This window comes from Shimia fortis (assembly GCF_040225985.1).
In the GTDB taxonomy this organism is placed as follows: Bacteria; Pseudomonadota; Alphaproteobacteria; order Rhodobacterales; family Rhodobacteraceae; genus Shimia.
In genome coordinates this window covers 13133-26289 of sequence record NZ_JBBPEU010000002.1, presented here as the reverse complement: position 1 = coordinate 26289, position 13157 = coordinate 13133, and the positions used below count along the sequence as shown (strand labels likewise).

Below are 13157 nucleotides of genomic sequence, written 5' to 3'. Positions count from 1 at the left end.
TGTAAGCGGCGCGCGCCCTAGCGGCGCGCCTGCATTGCGTTCTGGAAGGCCTGCACGCGGATTGTGCGCACCCCCTGCAATTGCTGGTCGGTCAGGGCATGGGCCACGATCACGCGGCGCGACGCTTCTGATCCGACGCCGGGCGGGTATTTCGGGTGCACGCCCAGAAATTCATAGGTCAGCACCCCGTCCACGGGTTCGCCGTCGTTCAGCGGGCGCAGTTTCAGGTCGAACACCCCGTGCCGGTCGGCGGTGCCGGTGGCGCGGATGATCGCCCCGTCGGCGACGCGCTCGATCTTGAGTTCGTCTATCCGGGTCACGGGCACACCGGGATAGGCCTCTTCCGGGCGGGCCAGTGCGCTGCGCTCGGGCAAGAGCGGGTTTGGCGGCTCGGCATTGGGGTCGACCACGACCTCTTCGCCATTTCCGAACCAGTTGAACGGGTTATAGCGCGACTGGCAGGCGCTGAGCGCCGTTGCAGACACCAGAAGAAGCAATATTGTTTTGCGCATGGCTCGACCTCGTAATCCTCGGTCTCTGGGTTACCCCATTGCGCCGCGCTTGAAAAGCGTCAAGGCAGGGGTGGACCTTTGCCATGCAAAGCCCTAGGTCCATTTCAACAACAGACGGAGCAGATCATGGCCACCGAAGCATTCGAGGAAATTGTCGAAGATTTCGAATTCATGGACGATTGGGAAGACCGCTATCGCCACGTGATTGATCTGGGCAAGGCGATGGACCCGCTTGACGAGGCGTTCAAAGTGCCCGCCACCAAGGTGGACGGCTGTGCCTCGCAGGTCTGGTTGCAGCCCAGGATCGAAAACGGGGTGTTTTCCTTTGACGGTGACAGCGACGCGATGATCGTCCGCGGTCTGATCGCGGTGCTGCGCGCGCTGTATAATGACCTGCCTGTGGGCGAGGTCGGCAAGGTTGATGCCCGCGCCGAGATGGAACGGTTGGGCATGAACGACCATCTGTCATCGCAGCGCTCAAACGGGCTGCGGGCGATGATTGACCGGATTCGCCTGGTCGCGGCCGAAGCGGCGTAAATCGCGCAAGCGCGATGCCTGCGGCGCGAGTATTTTTGACAAGATGAAGCCGGGATTCAGCGCGCGTCGCTGCTGGTGCGATAGTGGTTGAGGATATAGAGCCGGATCGCGGTGGCGAGGCCGGTTTCAATATCCCGTTTTGCATCAATTTCCGCCGCCAATGCGTTGATTGGCATATCTTTTTCGTCTGCGATTTCGCGAAAGGCGCGCCAGAAGTCATCTTCGAGGGATACGCTGGTGCGGTGACCGCGCAAGGTGAGCGAGCGTTTGACCGGGCGGGCGTTCATGTGTCGTCCCGCTTGTGGCCATCAAGATGGGTTGTGGCCTTGTCGGCGTCCAGCTTGTCGCGCTGTTTTTCCGCCTTGGTGCGGCCGAATTTCACCGCGTTCTGATCAGCGCGGGCCTTTTTGGCAGCCCGCGCTTTTTCTTTTCGAAACCGGTTCAGGTTGACCGGCTGTGCCATCAGGCCTTGGGGCCGATCATGTCTTCGGGGCGGACAACGGCATCAAAGGTTTCTTCGTCCACAAAGCCCAGTGCGATCGCCTCTTCCTTGAGGGTCGTGCCGTTCTTGTGTGCGGTCTTGGCAACCTTGGTGGCGTTGTCATACCCGATGGTCGGGGCCAGTGCCGTGACCAGCATCAGCGATTCCTTCATCAGCTTGTCGATGCGCGGCTCGTTGGCCTGAATGCCCAACAGCATGCGCTCGGTAAAGCTGTCGGCGACGTCGCCCAGAAGCTGCATGGATTGCAGCAGGTTGTAGGACATCATCGGGTTGTAGACGTTCAATTCAAAGTGACCCTGCGAGCCTGCAAAGGTCATGGCGGCGTTGTTGCCCATGACATGCGCGGCAACCTGGGTCATGGCCTCGGCCTGGGTCGGGTTGACCTTGCCCGGCATGATCGAGGAGCCGGGTTCGTTTTCCGGCAGGATCAGTTCGCCCAGACCCGAGCGCGGGCCCGAGCCGAGGAAGCGGATATCGTTGGCGATCTTGTACATCGCGCCCGCCACCGTGGCCAAGGCGCCCGACATAAAGACCATCGCGTCATGCGCGGCCAGCGCCTCGAACTTGTTGGGCGCGGTGACAAAGGGCAGGCCGGTGATTTCGGCCATGTTGGCGGCCACGGCTTCACCCCAGCCTGGCTGGGTGTTCAGACCGGTGCCGACGGCGGTACCGCCCTGTGCCAATTCATAGATGCCGGGCAGGGCGGCCTCGACGCGGGCGATGCCCTGACGGATCTGGTGCGCGTAGCCCGAGAATTCCTGTCCCAGCGTCAGCGGGGTGGCGTCCTGGGTGTGGGTGCGGCCGATCTTGATGATGTCTTTGAATTCTTCCGACTTCTGCTCAAGCCCCTCGGCCAGCTTGTTCAGGCCGGGCAGCAGCACATCGCGCACGGTCATCGCGGCGGCAATATGCATCGCGGTCGGGAAGGTGTCGTTCGAGGACTGGCCCATGTTGCAGTGGTCGTTGGGGTGTACCGGATCTTTGGAGCCGATCACGCCGCCAAGGATTTCGATTGCGCGGTTTGCGATGACCTCGTTCGAGTTCATGTTCGACTGCGTGCCCGAACCGGTCTGCCAGACCACCAGCGGGAAATTGTCATCGAATTTGCCCGCGACCACTTCGCTGGCGGCCTGAATCACGGCGTCGGCGATTTTGGGGTCCATTTTACCGGTCGCCTTGTTCTGCATGGCGCAGGCCTGCTTGATCACGCCCAGCGCGCGCACGATGGCAACGGGCTGTTTTTCCCAGCCGATGGGAAAGTTCATGATCGAGCGCTGGGTCTGGGCGCCCCAGTACTTGTCGGCGGGGACTTCGAGCGGGCCAAAGCTGTCGGTTTCGGTGCGGGTGTTGGTCATCGGTGTAGCTCCGTAACATGTGTCACGTCGTCTCTTATCGAAACGCGTGGAAAATTCAATGCTGTATACCGTTGGATACAATACTTGGGCGGCGGCAAATTGGCGCAAACCTATCCCGAGAGCGCGGTTACTTCGTGGTTACTTGCGGAAACTGTCCAGGCTGACCACTTCGGCGGGTTTGGGTTTGTCCTCTTCCACTTCGATCGAGCCAACATGATCGGCCGCGTCGGCCTCGTCCTCAAGGTCCAGATCGTCGAGGTCATCTTCCTGGGTCTCGAAGCGCAGCCCGAACTCCACCGACGGGTCAACGAAGGTCTTGATCGCGTCATAGGGGATATAAAGTGGTTCGGGCGCGTCGCCAAAATTCAGCGTGACGGAAAACCCGTCATCGGTGACATGCAGATTTTCGTACCAGTGCTGCATCACCACGGTCATCTCGCCCGGGTACCGATCAACCAGCCAGTTGGCAATTTTCACATCCGGGTGATGGGTGTCGAAGGTGATGAAAAAATGGTGTTCCCCCGGCAGGCCATGCGCCTCGACATCGGTCAGAACTTCCTGAATCAGGCTGCGCATGGCGCGGTGCATCAGGTTTCCGTAATCAATCGTGCGCGACATGGGGCGACCCTCTGGTTTGCATTTCCCTTACCATAGAAGATTCGGCGCGAAACAAAAGAGATCACGGCAAAAATCGGGTGGATTTCAGAGCAGTGCCCCAAGGGTGGCCAGAACGGTTGTCGCCGCCAGCGTGCCCAAGAGCGGCAGGCGCAATCCGATGAGCAGTCCAGAGGCCACCAATACCAGGATAGCAGGCAGGGACTGGAAGGTTTCCAGCCGTGGCCAAAGGCCGAAATTCGTGGTGATCAGATCGTCAAACAGCAGGTGCAGGGTGAACCAGAGGCTGAGATTGGCGATCACCCCGAGCACTGCTGCCGAGATAATCTGCAATGCGCCGGTCAGGCGGGGTTGCGCCAGCAGGCGGTCGACATAAGGCGCGCCCACGAAAATCCACAGAAAACACGGCACGAAGGTGCACCAGAGCGTGATCAGACCGGCCAGCACGGCCATGCCGGCACCGCCCTGTTGATAGCCCGCAAGGTGGCCCGTGAATTGCGTCACGAGGATCAGCGGGCCGGGCGTGGTTTCGGCAAGGCCCAGCGCGTCCATCATCTGGGCGGTGGTCAGCCAGCCATGGTCCGCCACCACGGCCTGTACCATATAGGCCAGAACCGCATAGGCCCCGCCAAATGTGACCACGGCGAGTTTCGAGAAAAACACTGCCAGAGACAGCAGGAAGTCGGCGTTTGCCAGCCAGAGCAGCAGGACAGGGGCGGCCCAGATGGCCAGCCAGATCGCAGCGGTGCGCATTGTTCCGGCCGTGCGCTGCGGCGGCGGGGCGATTGCAGGCGCGGGTGCGGGGGGGGCGCCTTGCAGGGCGCCGATCAGGCCTGCGCAAAGGATCACCACCGGAAAGGGCAAGAGTCCGGTGAACAACACCGCAAAGGCCAGTGCGCAGATGACCCATGCCAGCGCCGAGGTTACGACCTTGCCCGAAAGCCGCACCAGCGCCTGCAGGATGATCGCCACCACAGCCGCCTGCACACCGACGAACCCTGCCGAGACAAGCGGCAGGTCGCCATAGGCCAGGTATAGTGCTGCAAGCAGCGCAATCACCAAGGCCCCCGGTAGCACGAAAAGCCCGCCGCCGATCAGGCCGCCCAGCGTGCCGCGCAGTTTCCAGCCGGTGAAGGTGGCCAGCTGCATCGCTTCAGGGCCCGGTAGCAACATGCAAAAGGACAGTGCGCCGAGAAATTCCTTTTCCTCAAGCCAGCCCTGATCCTCGACCAGTTCGCGGTGCATCAGGCTGATCTGGGCGGCGGGACCGCCAAAGGACAACAGACCGATCCGTCCGAACACGCGGAAAAGGTCGGCAAGGGATGGGGCGCTTTGCATGGGGCAAGAGCCATCACAGTGGCGCGATTCCCGCAAGCGCCAAATCCGTGTCGCACAGACCGGTCAGGCGATCTTTTGTCCGGTCAGGCACAGGGCAAGACACTGTTCCGGCAAAAGGCCGACCTGTTCAAAGAAGCTCATGAAATCGAAGCTGTTATAGGTCTCGACCATCTTGTCGCCCTCGAACCGTGCAAAAAGCTGGCCCGAGCCGATCACCGGTTTGCCGGTGGCCGAATCCGTGACCCGCATCGAATACAGCGCCGAGGCCCAGTCGCCATCCTCCATCACCTTGTCGAGGCTGACATGGGGGTCTTCGACCATATCGAGGAACATCGGCACAAGTTCACGGAAATCATCCGGCCCCACCTGCATTTCGGGCACGAGGCCTGCGGCCTGTGTGTCGGGGCTGAACAATTCGTCGATGGCGTCCAGATCCCCTTCGATCCAGACGCGACGATACCATTCCGAGAGAATTTCACGTTTTTCCATGAGGACACCCGTTTCCTGAACAAGTCGCGCAATCCAGACATACCGCGCGAGGCGTGAGGATTCGGTTAATGATCGTGAATGTCGGGGAAGGAAGTGCAGGCTTCTGTTGCCAGGTGCCTGCGAACCCCGCCTGACGCGGCTAGGCATCAGGACTTAGATTTCGGTGTTAGGAACTGCTTACGCAGCTACTGCAACCGGAGCACGATTGTCATTTGCAATTGTACAGTTTTCGCCGGTAACGGTGGCAGACAGCCGAGACAAAGCTAACCCCTTTAGACGTTCGTCGATCCTATTTCGGCCCCATGATCCCCAAATGAAGGATGTTTGGTGGAGCCGCCGGGTACCGCCCCCGGGTCCGATCCGCTTATTACGAGCGCGTTTATGTCCATAGTTCCCGAGGGAACGCAGCAAATATAATCGCTGCGCGCAGGGTTGCAATGGGCAATGCTGACTCGGGCGAGGATTTTCTGTTGTTGGGGTGTTTGGAAGCGTAGGTTTGAAAACACGTTTTTAGTCAGAGTGATAAACGGTGATATTAAACCCTTCTTCTGCCTTCGGGGGGACAAAATGCGCGGTAATGCGGTCGAACTGGGCGTCACTGACCTTAAACGGGTGGCGGCCCTCGGCGTTGCGCCGATGCAGACGGGCACGGCAGGTTTCGGTGGGGACATCCAGATAGTGCAAAACATGGTCGCAGCCGGAATCCTTCAATACATCGTGCAGCCAGGCACGGCTTTCCAGCGTGTTGGCCCCGAAATCCAGCACCACCGACAGGCCCGCCCGCAACAGATCAACCACATGTACTGTCATCCTCTCGCGCAGGCGCGCCGAATAGGTGACGTAGTCGTTCAACGTCTGCATCTCGGGGCCATAGAGCGTGGAGAGCCAGTCATCTTCGGCAATCACCACGGTGGCGGGGGGCTCGGCCAGACGCCGGGCGAGGGTGGATTTGCCCGAAGCGACATGGCCGACAAGGATATGCAGGGTGCCGCAACCGGTCATGGCGTTTTGCGCGCGGCCCGTGCCGCCATCGCCGCCTCGCCAAGTTGCAGCGTATAGCCGGTCAGTTCGGACAGGGCCGCATCGGCTCTGGCGGCATCCCGCGCCTCAAGTGCGTCGGCAATGCGCGTGTGCAATCCGACGATCATATCGCGGTTGCGCTGGGTGAAGGTGATCATGTTCATCAACGGTTGCATCGCCTCGACCGCGCCGGCCAGTTGATAGGACAGGACCGGGTTCTGCGCCCCGTCCACCAGCGCGCGGTGAAAGGCGACGTCGCTGTCGCAGAAGCTTTCATCCGACAGACCCGGTTGCGACTGGCGGTGAATCTCGGCCCGCATCGTGGCAAGGTGATCGGCCGTGCGCCGCGTTGCCGACAGGGGGGCGCAGGCCCGTTCCAGCGCAAACCGCGCCTCGCAGGCGGTTTCGAAATCCACGTCATTCATCGACAGCAATAGCGTCGAGGTGGTGATGTGGTTGGCATAGGCCTCTTCATAGGAGAGGCGGCGCACAAATGCCCCGCCCGAGGCCCCGCGCCGCGTGCGGATCAGGTTCTGGGCGGCCAGCCGTTTCAGCGCCTCGCGCACGGTCGGACGCGAGACGTCGAATTGTTCGGACAGTTCGGTCTCGGAGGGCAGGCGGGCGTCGACATCCATCTCGCCATTGAGGATGGCGTCGCGAATGGATTTGGCGATCTGGGCCGACAGATCGGCGCGGTTTTTGGGGTCAATTTTCATTTGTCTGACATTTATTGTTTGCGCGAAGTTTAATTGTCTGACAATTTAAGTGCAAGGACTGAGTCGCCGCGAAATGGAGGCGTTGCCTTGCCTTCACGATGTGGCACCCGCCCGTGACGCAAGGCATCCGCAGGGAGAAACGTGTAATGATTGATCCGTCCTATTGCCAGATGATGGCCCGGTATAATGCGTGGCAGAACACGCAGATCCGTACCGCCGCCGAACGCCTGACCGAGGCTGAAATCCGCGCCGATCGTGGCGCCTTTTTCGGGTCGATCATGGCCACGCTAAACCATGTGCTGTGGGCCGACCTTTTGTGGATGGCGCGTTTTGAACGCCTGACCCCGCCCGAGGCGGGCCTGTCGGAAAGCACCACGCTGACGCCGACGCTGGCGGTGTGGAGCGCCGAACGGTTCCGGATGGACGGGCGCATCCGGCAATGGGCGGATCGCTTGCGCGCCATCGATCTGGCCGGAGACCTGCGCTATCACTCGGTCGTTTTGGGGAAGGATTTCTCGCGTCCCATGGCGCAATGCGTCGTGCATTTTTTCAACCACCAGACCCACCACCGCGGCCAGGTGCACGCGATGCTGACCGCGGCGGGTCAACAGACAGGCGACACCGACCTGGTGTTGATGCCGGAGGATGACACATGGCTTTGATCGCACCTTCCCGCCGTCTGCGCCGCACCCCGTTTTCGGACGGGGTCGAGGCCGCAGGCGTCAAGGGCTATACGGTTTATAACCGCATGCTTTTGCCGACGGTCTTCCGTTCGGTTGTCGAGGATTACCATCACCTGAAAAAGGCGGTACAGGTCTGGGACGTGGCCTGCGAACGGCAGGTGGAGCTGCGCGGCCCGGATGCCGGGCGCCTGATGCAGATGCTGACCCCGCGCGACCTGCGCGGGATGCTGCCCGGGCAGTGCTACTATGTACCCATCGTGGACGAAACCGGCGGTATGCTGAACGATCCCGTGGCGGTCAAGCTGGCCGAGGACCGGTGGTGGATTTCGATTGCCGACAGCGACCTGTTGCTGTGGGTCAAGGCGATTGCCTATGGTTATCGTCTGGATGTGCTGGTCGATGAACCGGACGTGTCGCCGCTGGCGGTGCAGGGGCCTCTGGCGGATGAATTGATGGCGCGCGTCTTCGGCGACAAGATCCGTGATGTGCGCTTCTTCCGCTTTGGCTGGTTCGAGTTCCAGGGCCGCGATCTTGCGATTGCGCGCTCGGGTTATTCCAAGCAGGGCGGTTTCGAGATTTATGTCGAGGGCAGCGATATCGGGATGCCGCTTTGGAACGCGCTGTTCGAGGCGGGCAAGGATCTGGACGTGCATGCGGGCTGTCCCAACCTGATCGAGCGGATCGAGGGCGGGCTGTTGAGTTATGGCAATGACATGACCGATGACAACACCCCGCATGAATGCGGGCTGGGCCGGTTCTGCAACACCCAGAGCGCGATCGGCTGTGTCGGGCGCGATGCGCTGTTGCGGGTGGCCAAGGAAGGTCCGGTCAAACAAATCCGCCCGATCGAGATCCACGGCGATGCGGTGGCACCCTGTGACCGGCTGTGGCCGGTGATGGATGGCGATCTGCATGTCGGCAATGTCAGCAGCGCCGCGTGGTCGCCGGATTACAACACCAACGTGTCGATCGGCATGGTGCGGATGACCCACTGGAACGCCGGGACCGAACTGGACGTGATCACGCCGGACGGGGTGCGCCCCGCCACCGTGTTCGAGGCCTTCTGGCAATAGCGCGAGGGGCGGGGGCGGGATGCCTCCGGCAGGAGTATTTTTGGCAAGATGAAGCCGGACCGGCTTTGACGGGAAAGGAAGAGAGAGATGTTCAACGCATTGGTGATGGAGCAGGGTGAAGACGGGCTGGCCACGGCCAACCTCAAGGAGATCGGCGAAGACGCGCTGCCCGAAGGCAACGTGACCGTGGCGGTCGAGTATTCAACGGTCAACTACAAGGACGGCCTGTGCCTGTCGCCCAAGGGGGGCGGGCTGGTGCGCAAGTATCCGCATGTGCCGGGGATCGACTTTGCAGGCACTGTCGAAAGCTCGGAGGATGACCGCTACAAGCCGGGCGACAAGGTGGTTCTGACCGGCTGGCGCGTGGGCGAGGTGCATTGGGGCGGCTATGCCCAGAAAGCGCGGGTCAACGCCGACTGGCTGGTGCCGCTGCCCGAGGGGCTGAGCCCGCAACAGGCGATGGCGGTGGGCACCGCAGGGTTCACCTCGATGCTGGCGGTGATGGCGCTGGAAGATCACGGGCTGGTGCCGGGCAACGGCCCCGTGCTGGTGACCGGGGCTGCGGGCGGTGTGGGATCGGTTGCGACCGCGATTCTGGCCAATCTTGGCTATGAGGTGGCCGGTGTGACCGGACGCCCCGACACCGAAGGCTATCTGACTTCGCTGGGGGCGACGCAGATCGTGCCGCGCGAGGCGTTGAACGAGACCGTCAAGCGCCCTCTGGAGACCGAAACCTGGGCCGGGTGCGTTGATGCCGTGGGTGGCCCGATGCTGGCGCGGGTGCTGGGCCAGATGAAATATGGTGGATCGGTTGCTGCCGTGGGGCTGGCAGGCGGGGCGGCTTTGCCCGCGACCGTGATCCCGTTCCTGCTGCGGGGGGTGAACCTGCTCGGGATCGACTCGGTCATGCAGCCCTATGACAACCGGCTGCGCGCATGGAAGCGGATTGCCACCGATCTGCCCATGGACAAGCTCGAGGCGATGGTGCGGCCCGCCACCCTGTCGGACCTGCCGGCGCTTGGGGCCGACATTCTGAACGGTCAGGTGCAGGGCCGCGTCGTGGTGGACGTGAACGCCTGATACCCCGACACAATTCCGCAAAGATCCCGTGGCAGGAACACGGGGTCTTTGCAGCGTATTTTCCATGACCTGCAGTCTTTGAAAGGATCCCGCCCCATGAGTCACAAACCCATCAGCCGCTATCCCGTGCCTGCCCTGGACGATCTGCCCGAGGACATCCGCGACATGATGCTGGGCGTGCAGGAAAAGGCGGGGTTCATTCCCAACGTGTTCCTGACACTGGCCCACCGCCCCGAGGAATTCCGCGCCTTCATGGCCTATCACGACGCCCTGATGGAGAAAGACAGCGGATTGACCAAGGCGGATCGCGAGATGATCGTCGTGGTGACGTCAAGCGACAACAACTGCCAGTATTGCGTGGTGGCGCATGGGGCGATCCTGCGCATTCGGGCCAAGGATGCGACCATTGCCGACCAGGTCGCCGCCAATTACCGCAAGGCAGATATCACGCCACGCCAGAGGGCGATGCTGGATTTTGCCATGAAGGTGTCGAACGATGCCAAGTCGATCGACGACCCTGATTTCGAAATCCTGCGCACCCACGGGTTCAGCGACGAGGATATCTGGGACATTGCCGGGGTCACGTCGTTCTTTGGCCTGTCGAACCGCATGGCCAATTTCACCTCAATGCGCCCGAATGACGAATTCTATGGCATGGGGCGCTGATCGCGGGCGTCTGTGGGCAAGGTTGCTTGACCTCACTGGCGCCAGCCTCGAAAAAGGATTGGGCAGGGGCGACATGCCCCGGCCTACAGAATTTCAGCGCGACAGAAGGGTGCCCTGATGGCCTATGACAATGACAATATCTTCGCCAAGATCCTGCGCGGCGAGATCCCCAGCGAAAAGCTTTATGAAGACGAGGACACCTATGTTTTCATGGATATCATGCCGCGTGCGGACGGGCATTGTCTGGTGATCCCGAAAACGCCGTGCCGCAACATGCTGGATGCGTCGCCCGAACAGATGTTGGCCTGCATGAAAACGGTGCAGAAACTCAGTCATGCCTGTATGAAAGCCTTCGGGGCCGAGGGCATCACCCTGCAACAGTTCAACGAGGCCGTGGGCGGGCAAGAGGTGTTTCACCTGCATTTCCACATTCTGCCGCGCCATGACGGCGTGAAGCTGCGCCCGCCGGGACAGATGGCGGATTTCGCGGTTCTGAAGGAACAGGCGGACAAAATTCGGGCCGCGTTGTAATTATATTCTAAAAATTGCATTTATTTGATCTGGATCAAGTTGCCAACTCGCAAGAGTTGGCAATTTGCATTTTGTAAGGTGTATCTGGGGTGCATGTTTCCTCCGCAATCCTAAACCGGTGCTCTGGGTACGCCTTACAAGCCCTTATATTTATTTAGGAACTCCAATGATCAAAGCCTTGTCCGCCGCAAGTTTCGCCCTGACCGCCATGACCGGTCTGGCCCTTGCTGACGAAGCTCCGAACCTTGTGACCATTGTCACCGAAGAAAACCCGCAGACCCAGTTGATGGCGATGGTGCTGACTATGCAGGCCGCGCAACAGGGTGCCGCGCCGCATATCCTGCTCTGTGGTCCGGCAGGGGATATCGCGCTGAAAGATGCGCCCGAATCCGCCGTCGCGCCGCAGCCCCCCAAGGGGATGAGCCCGCAAGGACTTATGACCAAGATCATGGGGATGCCCGGGGCCAAGGTCGAAGTCTGCGCCATTTATCTGCCCGCGCGCGGGCAGGGGGCTGATATGCTGCTGGACGGAATCACCGTGGCCAAGCCCGGCGCAATGGCGACCGCCGTTCTGGACGCAGATGCCAGCATGAATTTCTGAACAGGGCGGGCGCGTCCCCAGCGCGCTTTCCTTGACCTGCGCGGTGAGGCCTGGCCTTTCACCGCGCTTTTTTCGTGTGGGGGCGACATGCGCCCCTTGACCCTGCGTGACAGGGTGGCAGTGTACCTCTCATGGAACTGGATATTGATTTCGTGCGGGCACAGTTTCCCGCATTTGAGCAGCCCTCGTTGCAGGGGCAGGCGTTTTTCGAGAATGCGGGCGGGTCCTATACCTGTCGGCCGGTGATCGACCGGCTGACCCGGTTCTACACCCAGCGCAAGGTGCAGCCCTATGCCCCTTACGAAGCGTCGCGCCTGGGCGGGGCCGAGATGGACGAGGCGCGCCAGCGTCTGGCAGCCCTTTTGGGGGTGGATACGGACGAAATGTCCTTTGGTCCTTCGACGACCCAGAACACCTATGTGCTGGCGCAGGCATTTGGTCAATGGATGCAGCCGGGCGAAGCGATCATCGTTACAAATCAGGACCATGAGGCCAATACCGGCCCGTGGCGGCGTCTGGCAGACCGCGGCATCGAAGTGCGCGAGTGGCGGATTGATCCTGACACCGGCCATCTGGATCCGGCAAAGCTCGATACACTTCTGGATGAAAAGGTGCGGCTTGTCTGTTTTCCGCATTGTTCCAACGTCGTGGGCGAGATCAACCCCGTGGCCGAAATCACGGCGCGGGCGCATGCGGCGGGGGCCTTTGTCTGTGTGGACGGGGTCAGTTATGCGCCGCATGGTCTGCCGGATGTGGGCAAGATGGGGGCCGATATCTATCTGTTCTCGACCTACAAGACCTATGGCCCGCATCAGGGCGGCATGGTGATCCGGCGCGCCTTGGGCGAGATGCTGCCCAACCAGGCGCATTATTTCAACGCAGATACACTGTATAAGCGGTTCACACCGGCGGGGCCGGACCATGCCCAGATCGCGGCCTGTGCGGGCATGGCGGATTATTTCGATGCGCTGGCCGATCATCACGGTGTGACCGGCGCGGCCGCCGAACGGGGCGCGGGCGTGCATGATCTCATGCGGGCGCACGAGGAAAAGCTGTTGCAGCCCGTTCTGGATTTCGCCGCGGCGCGCAATTCCGTGCGTCTGCTGGGGCCGTCCGATGCGACGACGCGCGCGCCGACCGTGGCGCTGGCCTGTGAAAAACCGGGTGAAGAGTTGGCCGCGGCTTTGGCTGCGCGAGGGATCATGGCCGGCGGCGGCGATTTTTATGCCGTGCGCGCACTCGAGGCGCAGGGGGTGAACATGGACAAGGGCGTCTTGCGCCTCAGTTTTGTGCACTACACTTCGCAAGAGGAAATCGACCAGTTGCTGAATGCGCTTGAGGCGGTGCTTTAACGGGCCCGCCTTGCCCGCAGGCACTGGGAAAGTCTTGCCCGAACGCGGAAATCCGTCCTAGCATTGCGGAACAACCGCATGGGGAGG

17 protein-coding genes and 1 other RNA gene are annotated in these 13157 nt (G+C 61.3%); 8 read left to right on the top strand and 10 right to left on the bottom strand.

Going from position 1 to position 13157, the window contains the following annotated elements:
- Nucleotides 1-17 precede the first annotated feature (17 nt).
- Nucleotides 18-512 (bottom strand): hypothetical protein, encoded by a 495-nt coding sequence (locus WNE31_RS03305; protein ID WP_349978278.1) that lies wholly within the window; start codon nucleotides 510-512, stop codon nucleotides 18-20.
- A gap of 126 nt (nucleotides 513-638) precedes the next feature.
- Here WNE31_RS03305 and WNE31_RS03300 point away from each other — a divergent pair, with 126 nt between their 5' ends.
- On the top strand, nucleotides 639-1049 hold the full coding sequence (locus WNE31_RS03300; protein WP_349978277.1) for a SufE family protein: 411 nt from the start codon (nucleotides 639-641) through the stop codon (nucleotides 1047-1049).
- Nucleotides 1050-1105: 56 nt separating this feature from the next.
- On the opposite strand, the gene WNE31_RS03295 is transcribed toward WNE31_RS03300, so the two are convergent.
- The 9 genes from WNE31_RS03295 to WNE31_RS03255 form a co-directional block, all read right to left on the bottom strand.
- Nucleotides 1106-1336 carry a ribbon-helix-helix domain-containing protein gene (locus tag WNE31_RS03295; RefSeq protein ID WP_349978276.1) on the bottom strand — a complete coding sequence of 77 codons (231 nt, stop codon included), beginning with the start codon at nucleotides 1334-1336 and terminating at the stop codon, nucleotides 1106-1108.
- Nucleotides 1333-1512, bottom strand: coding sequence for a DUF4169 family protein (locus WNE31_RS03290; RefSeq protein WP_349978275.1), 180 nt, complete (start codon nucleotides 1510-1512; stop codon nucleotides 1333-1335). Before WNE31_RS03290 ends, WNE31_RS03295 begins: the two co-directional genes overlap by 4 nt.
- Nucleotides 1512-2906: a class II fumarate hydratase gene (fumC, locus tag WNE31_RS03285; protein ID WP_349978274.1), complete on the bottom strand. Its 1395-nt coding sequence runs from the start codon at nucleotides 2904-2906 to the stop codon at nucleotides 1512-1514. Before fumC ends, WNE31_RS03290 begins: the two co-directional genes overlap by 1 nt.
- A gap of 138 nt (nucleotides 2907-3044) precedes the next feature.
- Nucleotides 3045-3524 carry an SspB family protein gene (locus tag WNE31_RS03280; RefSeq protein ID WP_349978273.1) on the bottom strand — a complete coding sequence of 160 codons (480 nt, stop codon included), beginning with the start codon at nucleotides 3522-3524 and terminating at the stop codon, nucleotides 3045-3047.
- Between the two features lie 84 nt (nucleotides 3525-3608).
- Nucleotides 3609-4859 (bottom strand): chromate efflux transporter, encoded by a 1251-nt coding sequence (gene chrA, locus WNE31_RS03275; RefSeq protein WP_349978272.1) that lies wholly within the window; start codon nucleotides 4857-4859, stop codon nucleotides 3609-3611.
- Nucleotides 4860-4922: 63 nt separating this feature from the next.
- On the bottom strand, nucleotides 4923-5348 hold the full coding sequence (locus WNE31_RS03270; protein WP_349978271.1) for an ester cyclase: 426 nt from the start codon (nucleotides 5346-5348) through the stop codon (nucleotides 4923-4925).
- 92 nt (nucleotides 5349-5440) lie between these two features.
- Nucleotides 5441-5790: a transfer-messenger RNA gene (ssrA, locus tag WNE31_RS03265) on the bottom strand.
- A gap of 68 nt (nucleotides 5791-5858) precedes the next feature.
- Nucleotides 5859-6350, bottom strand: coding sequence for a P-loop nucleotide/nucleoside kinase family protein (locus tag WNE31_RS03260; protein ID WP_349978270.1), 492 nt, complete (start codon nucleotides 6348-6350; stop codon nucleotides 5859-5861).
- Nucleotides 6347-7084 (bottom strand): FadR/GntR family transcriptional regulator, encoded by a 738-nt coding sequence (locus WNE31_RS03255; RefSeq protein WP_349978269.1) that lies wholly within the window; start codon nucleotides 7082-7084, stop codon nucleotides 6347-6349. Before WNE31_RS03255 ends, WNE31_RS03260 begins: the two co-directional genes overlap by 4 nt.
- Before the next feature lie 146 nt (nucleotides 7085-7230).
- Here WNE31_RS03255 and WNE31_RS03250 point away from each other — a divergent pair, with 146 nt between their 5' ends.
- The 7 genes from WNE31_RS03250 to WNE31_RS03220 all read left to right on the top strand — a co-directional run bounded on the left by WNE31_RS03250 (nucleotide 7231) and on the right by WNE31_RS03220 (nucleotide 13070).
- On the top strand, nucleotides 7231-7746 hold the full coding sequence (locus WNE31_RS03250; RefSeq protein WP_349978268.1) for a DinB family protein: 516 nt from the start codon (nucleotides 7231-7233) through the stop codon (nucleotides 7744-7746).
- The gene (locus tag WNE31_RS03245; RefSeq protein WP_349978267.1) at nucleotides 7737-8840 is read left to right on the top strand and encodes a dimethylsulfoniopropionate demethylase; all 1104 of its coding nucleotides are present in this window, start codon (nucleotides 7737-7739) and stop codon (nucleotides 8838-8840) included. Before WNE31_RS03250 ends, WNE31_RS03245 begins: the two co-directional genes overlap by 10 nt.
- 87 nt (nucleotides 8841-8927) lie before the next feature.
- Complete coding sequence (gene acuI, locus WNE31_RS03240) at nucleotides 8928-9920, top strand: acryloyl-CoA reductase (RefSeq protein WP_349978266.1); 993 nt, start codon at nucleotides 8928-8930, stop codon at nucleotides 9918-9920.
- A 96-nt stretch (nucleotides 9921-10016) separates the two neighbouring features.
- The gene (locus WNE31_RS03235; protein ID WP_349978265.1) at nucleotides 10017-10586 is read left to right on the top strand and encodes a peroxidase-related enzyme; all 570 of its coding nucleotides are present in this window, start codon (nucleotides 10017-10019) and stop codon (nucleotides 10584-10586) included.
- A 114-nt stretch (nucleotides 10587-10700) separates the two neighbouring features.
- Nucleotides 10701-11117, top strand: a complete 417-nt coding sequence (locus WNE31_RS03230; protein WP_349978900.1) for an HIT family protein — start codon at nucleotides 10701-10703, stop codon at nucleotides 11115-11117.
- Between the two features lie 166 nt (nucleotides 11118-11283).
- Nucleotides 11284-11718 (top strand): DsrE family protein, encoded by a 435-nt coding sequence (locus WNE31_RS03225; protein WP_349978264.1) that lies wholly within the window; start codon nucleotides 11284-11286, stop codon nucleotides 11716-11718.
- Nucleotides 11719-11849: 131 nt separating this feature from the next.
- Complete coding sequence (locus WNE31_RS03220; protein WP_349978263.1) at nucleotides 11850-13070, top strand: aminotransferase class V-fold PLP-dependent enzyme; 1221 nt, start codon at nucleotides 11850-11852, stop codon at nucleotides 13068-13070.
- The last annotated feature ends 87 nt before the right edge of the window (nucleotides 13071-13157 follow it).

Excerpts from the sequence above, each read along its gene's own strand:
- WNE31_RS03305 (WP_349978278.1), bottom strand. The coding sequence starts at position 512 with ATGCGCAAAACAATATTGCTTCTTCTGGTGTCTGCAACGGCGCTCAGC.
- WNE31_RS03300 (WP_349978277.1), top strand. The coding sequence starts at position 639 with ATGGCCACCGAAGCATTCGAGGAAATTGTCGAAGATTTCGAATTCATG.
- WNE31_RS03295 (WP_349978276.1), bottom strand. The coding sequence starts at position 1,336 with ATGAACGCCCGCCCGGTCAAACGCTCGCTCACCTTGCGCGGTCACCGC.
- WNE31_RS03290 (WP_349978275.1), bottom strand. The coding sequence starts at position 1,512 with ATGGCACAGCCGGTCAACCTGAACCGGTTTCGAAAAGAAAAAGCGCGG.
- fumC (WP_349978274.1), bottom strand. The coding sequence starts at position 2,906 with ATGACCAACACCCGCACCGAAACCGACAGCTTTGGCCCGCTCGAAGTC.
- WNE31_RS03280 (WP_349978273.1), bottom strand. The coding sequence starts at position 3,524 with ATGTCGCGCACGATTGATTACGGAAACCTGATGCACCGCGCCATGCGC.
- chrA (WP_349978272.1), bottom strand. The coding sequence starts at position 4,859 with ATGCAAAGCGCCCCATCCCTTGCCGACCTTTTCCGCGTGTTCGGACGG.
- WNE31_RS03270 (WP_349978271.1), bottom strand. The coding sequence starts at position 5,348 with ATGGAAAAACGTGAAATTCTCTCGGAATGGTATCGTCGCGTCTGGATC.
- WNE31_RS03260 (WP_349978270.1), bottom strand. The coding sequence starts at position 6,350 with ATGACCGGTTGCGGCACCCTGCATATCCTTGTCGGCCATGTCGCTTCG.
- WNE31_RS03255 (WP_349978269.1), bottom strand. The coding sequence starts at position 7,084 with ATGAAAATTGACCCCAAAAACCGCGCCGATCTGTCGGCCCAGATCGCC.
- WNE31_RS03250 (WP_349978268.1), top strand. The coding sequence starts at position 7,231 with ATGATTGATCCGTCCTATTGCCAGATGATGGCCCGGTATAATGCGTGG.
- WNE31_RS03245 (WP_349978267.1), top strand. The coding sequence starts at position 7,737 with ATGGCTTTGATCGCACCTTCCCGCCGTCTGCGCCGCACCCCGTTTTCG.
- acuI (WP_349978266.1), top strand. The coding sequence starts at position 8,928 with ATGTTCAACGCATTGGTGATGGAGCAGGGTGAAGACGGGCTGGCCACG.
- WNE31_RS03235 (WP_349978265.1), top strand. The coding sequence starts at position 10,017 with ATGAGTCACAAACCCATCAGCCGCTATCCCGTGCCTGCCCTGGACGAT.
- WNE31_RS03225 (WP_349978264.1), top strand. The coding sequence starts at position 11,284 with ATGATCAAAGCCTTGTCCGCCGCAAGTTTCGCCCTGACCGCCATGACC.
- WNE31_RS03220 (WP_349978263.1), top strand. The coding sequence starts at position 11,850 with ATGGAACTGGATATTGATTTCGTGCGGGCACAGTTTCCCGCATTTGAG.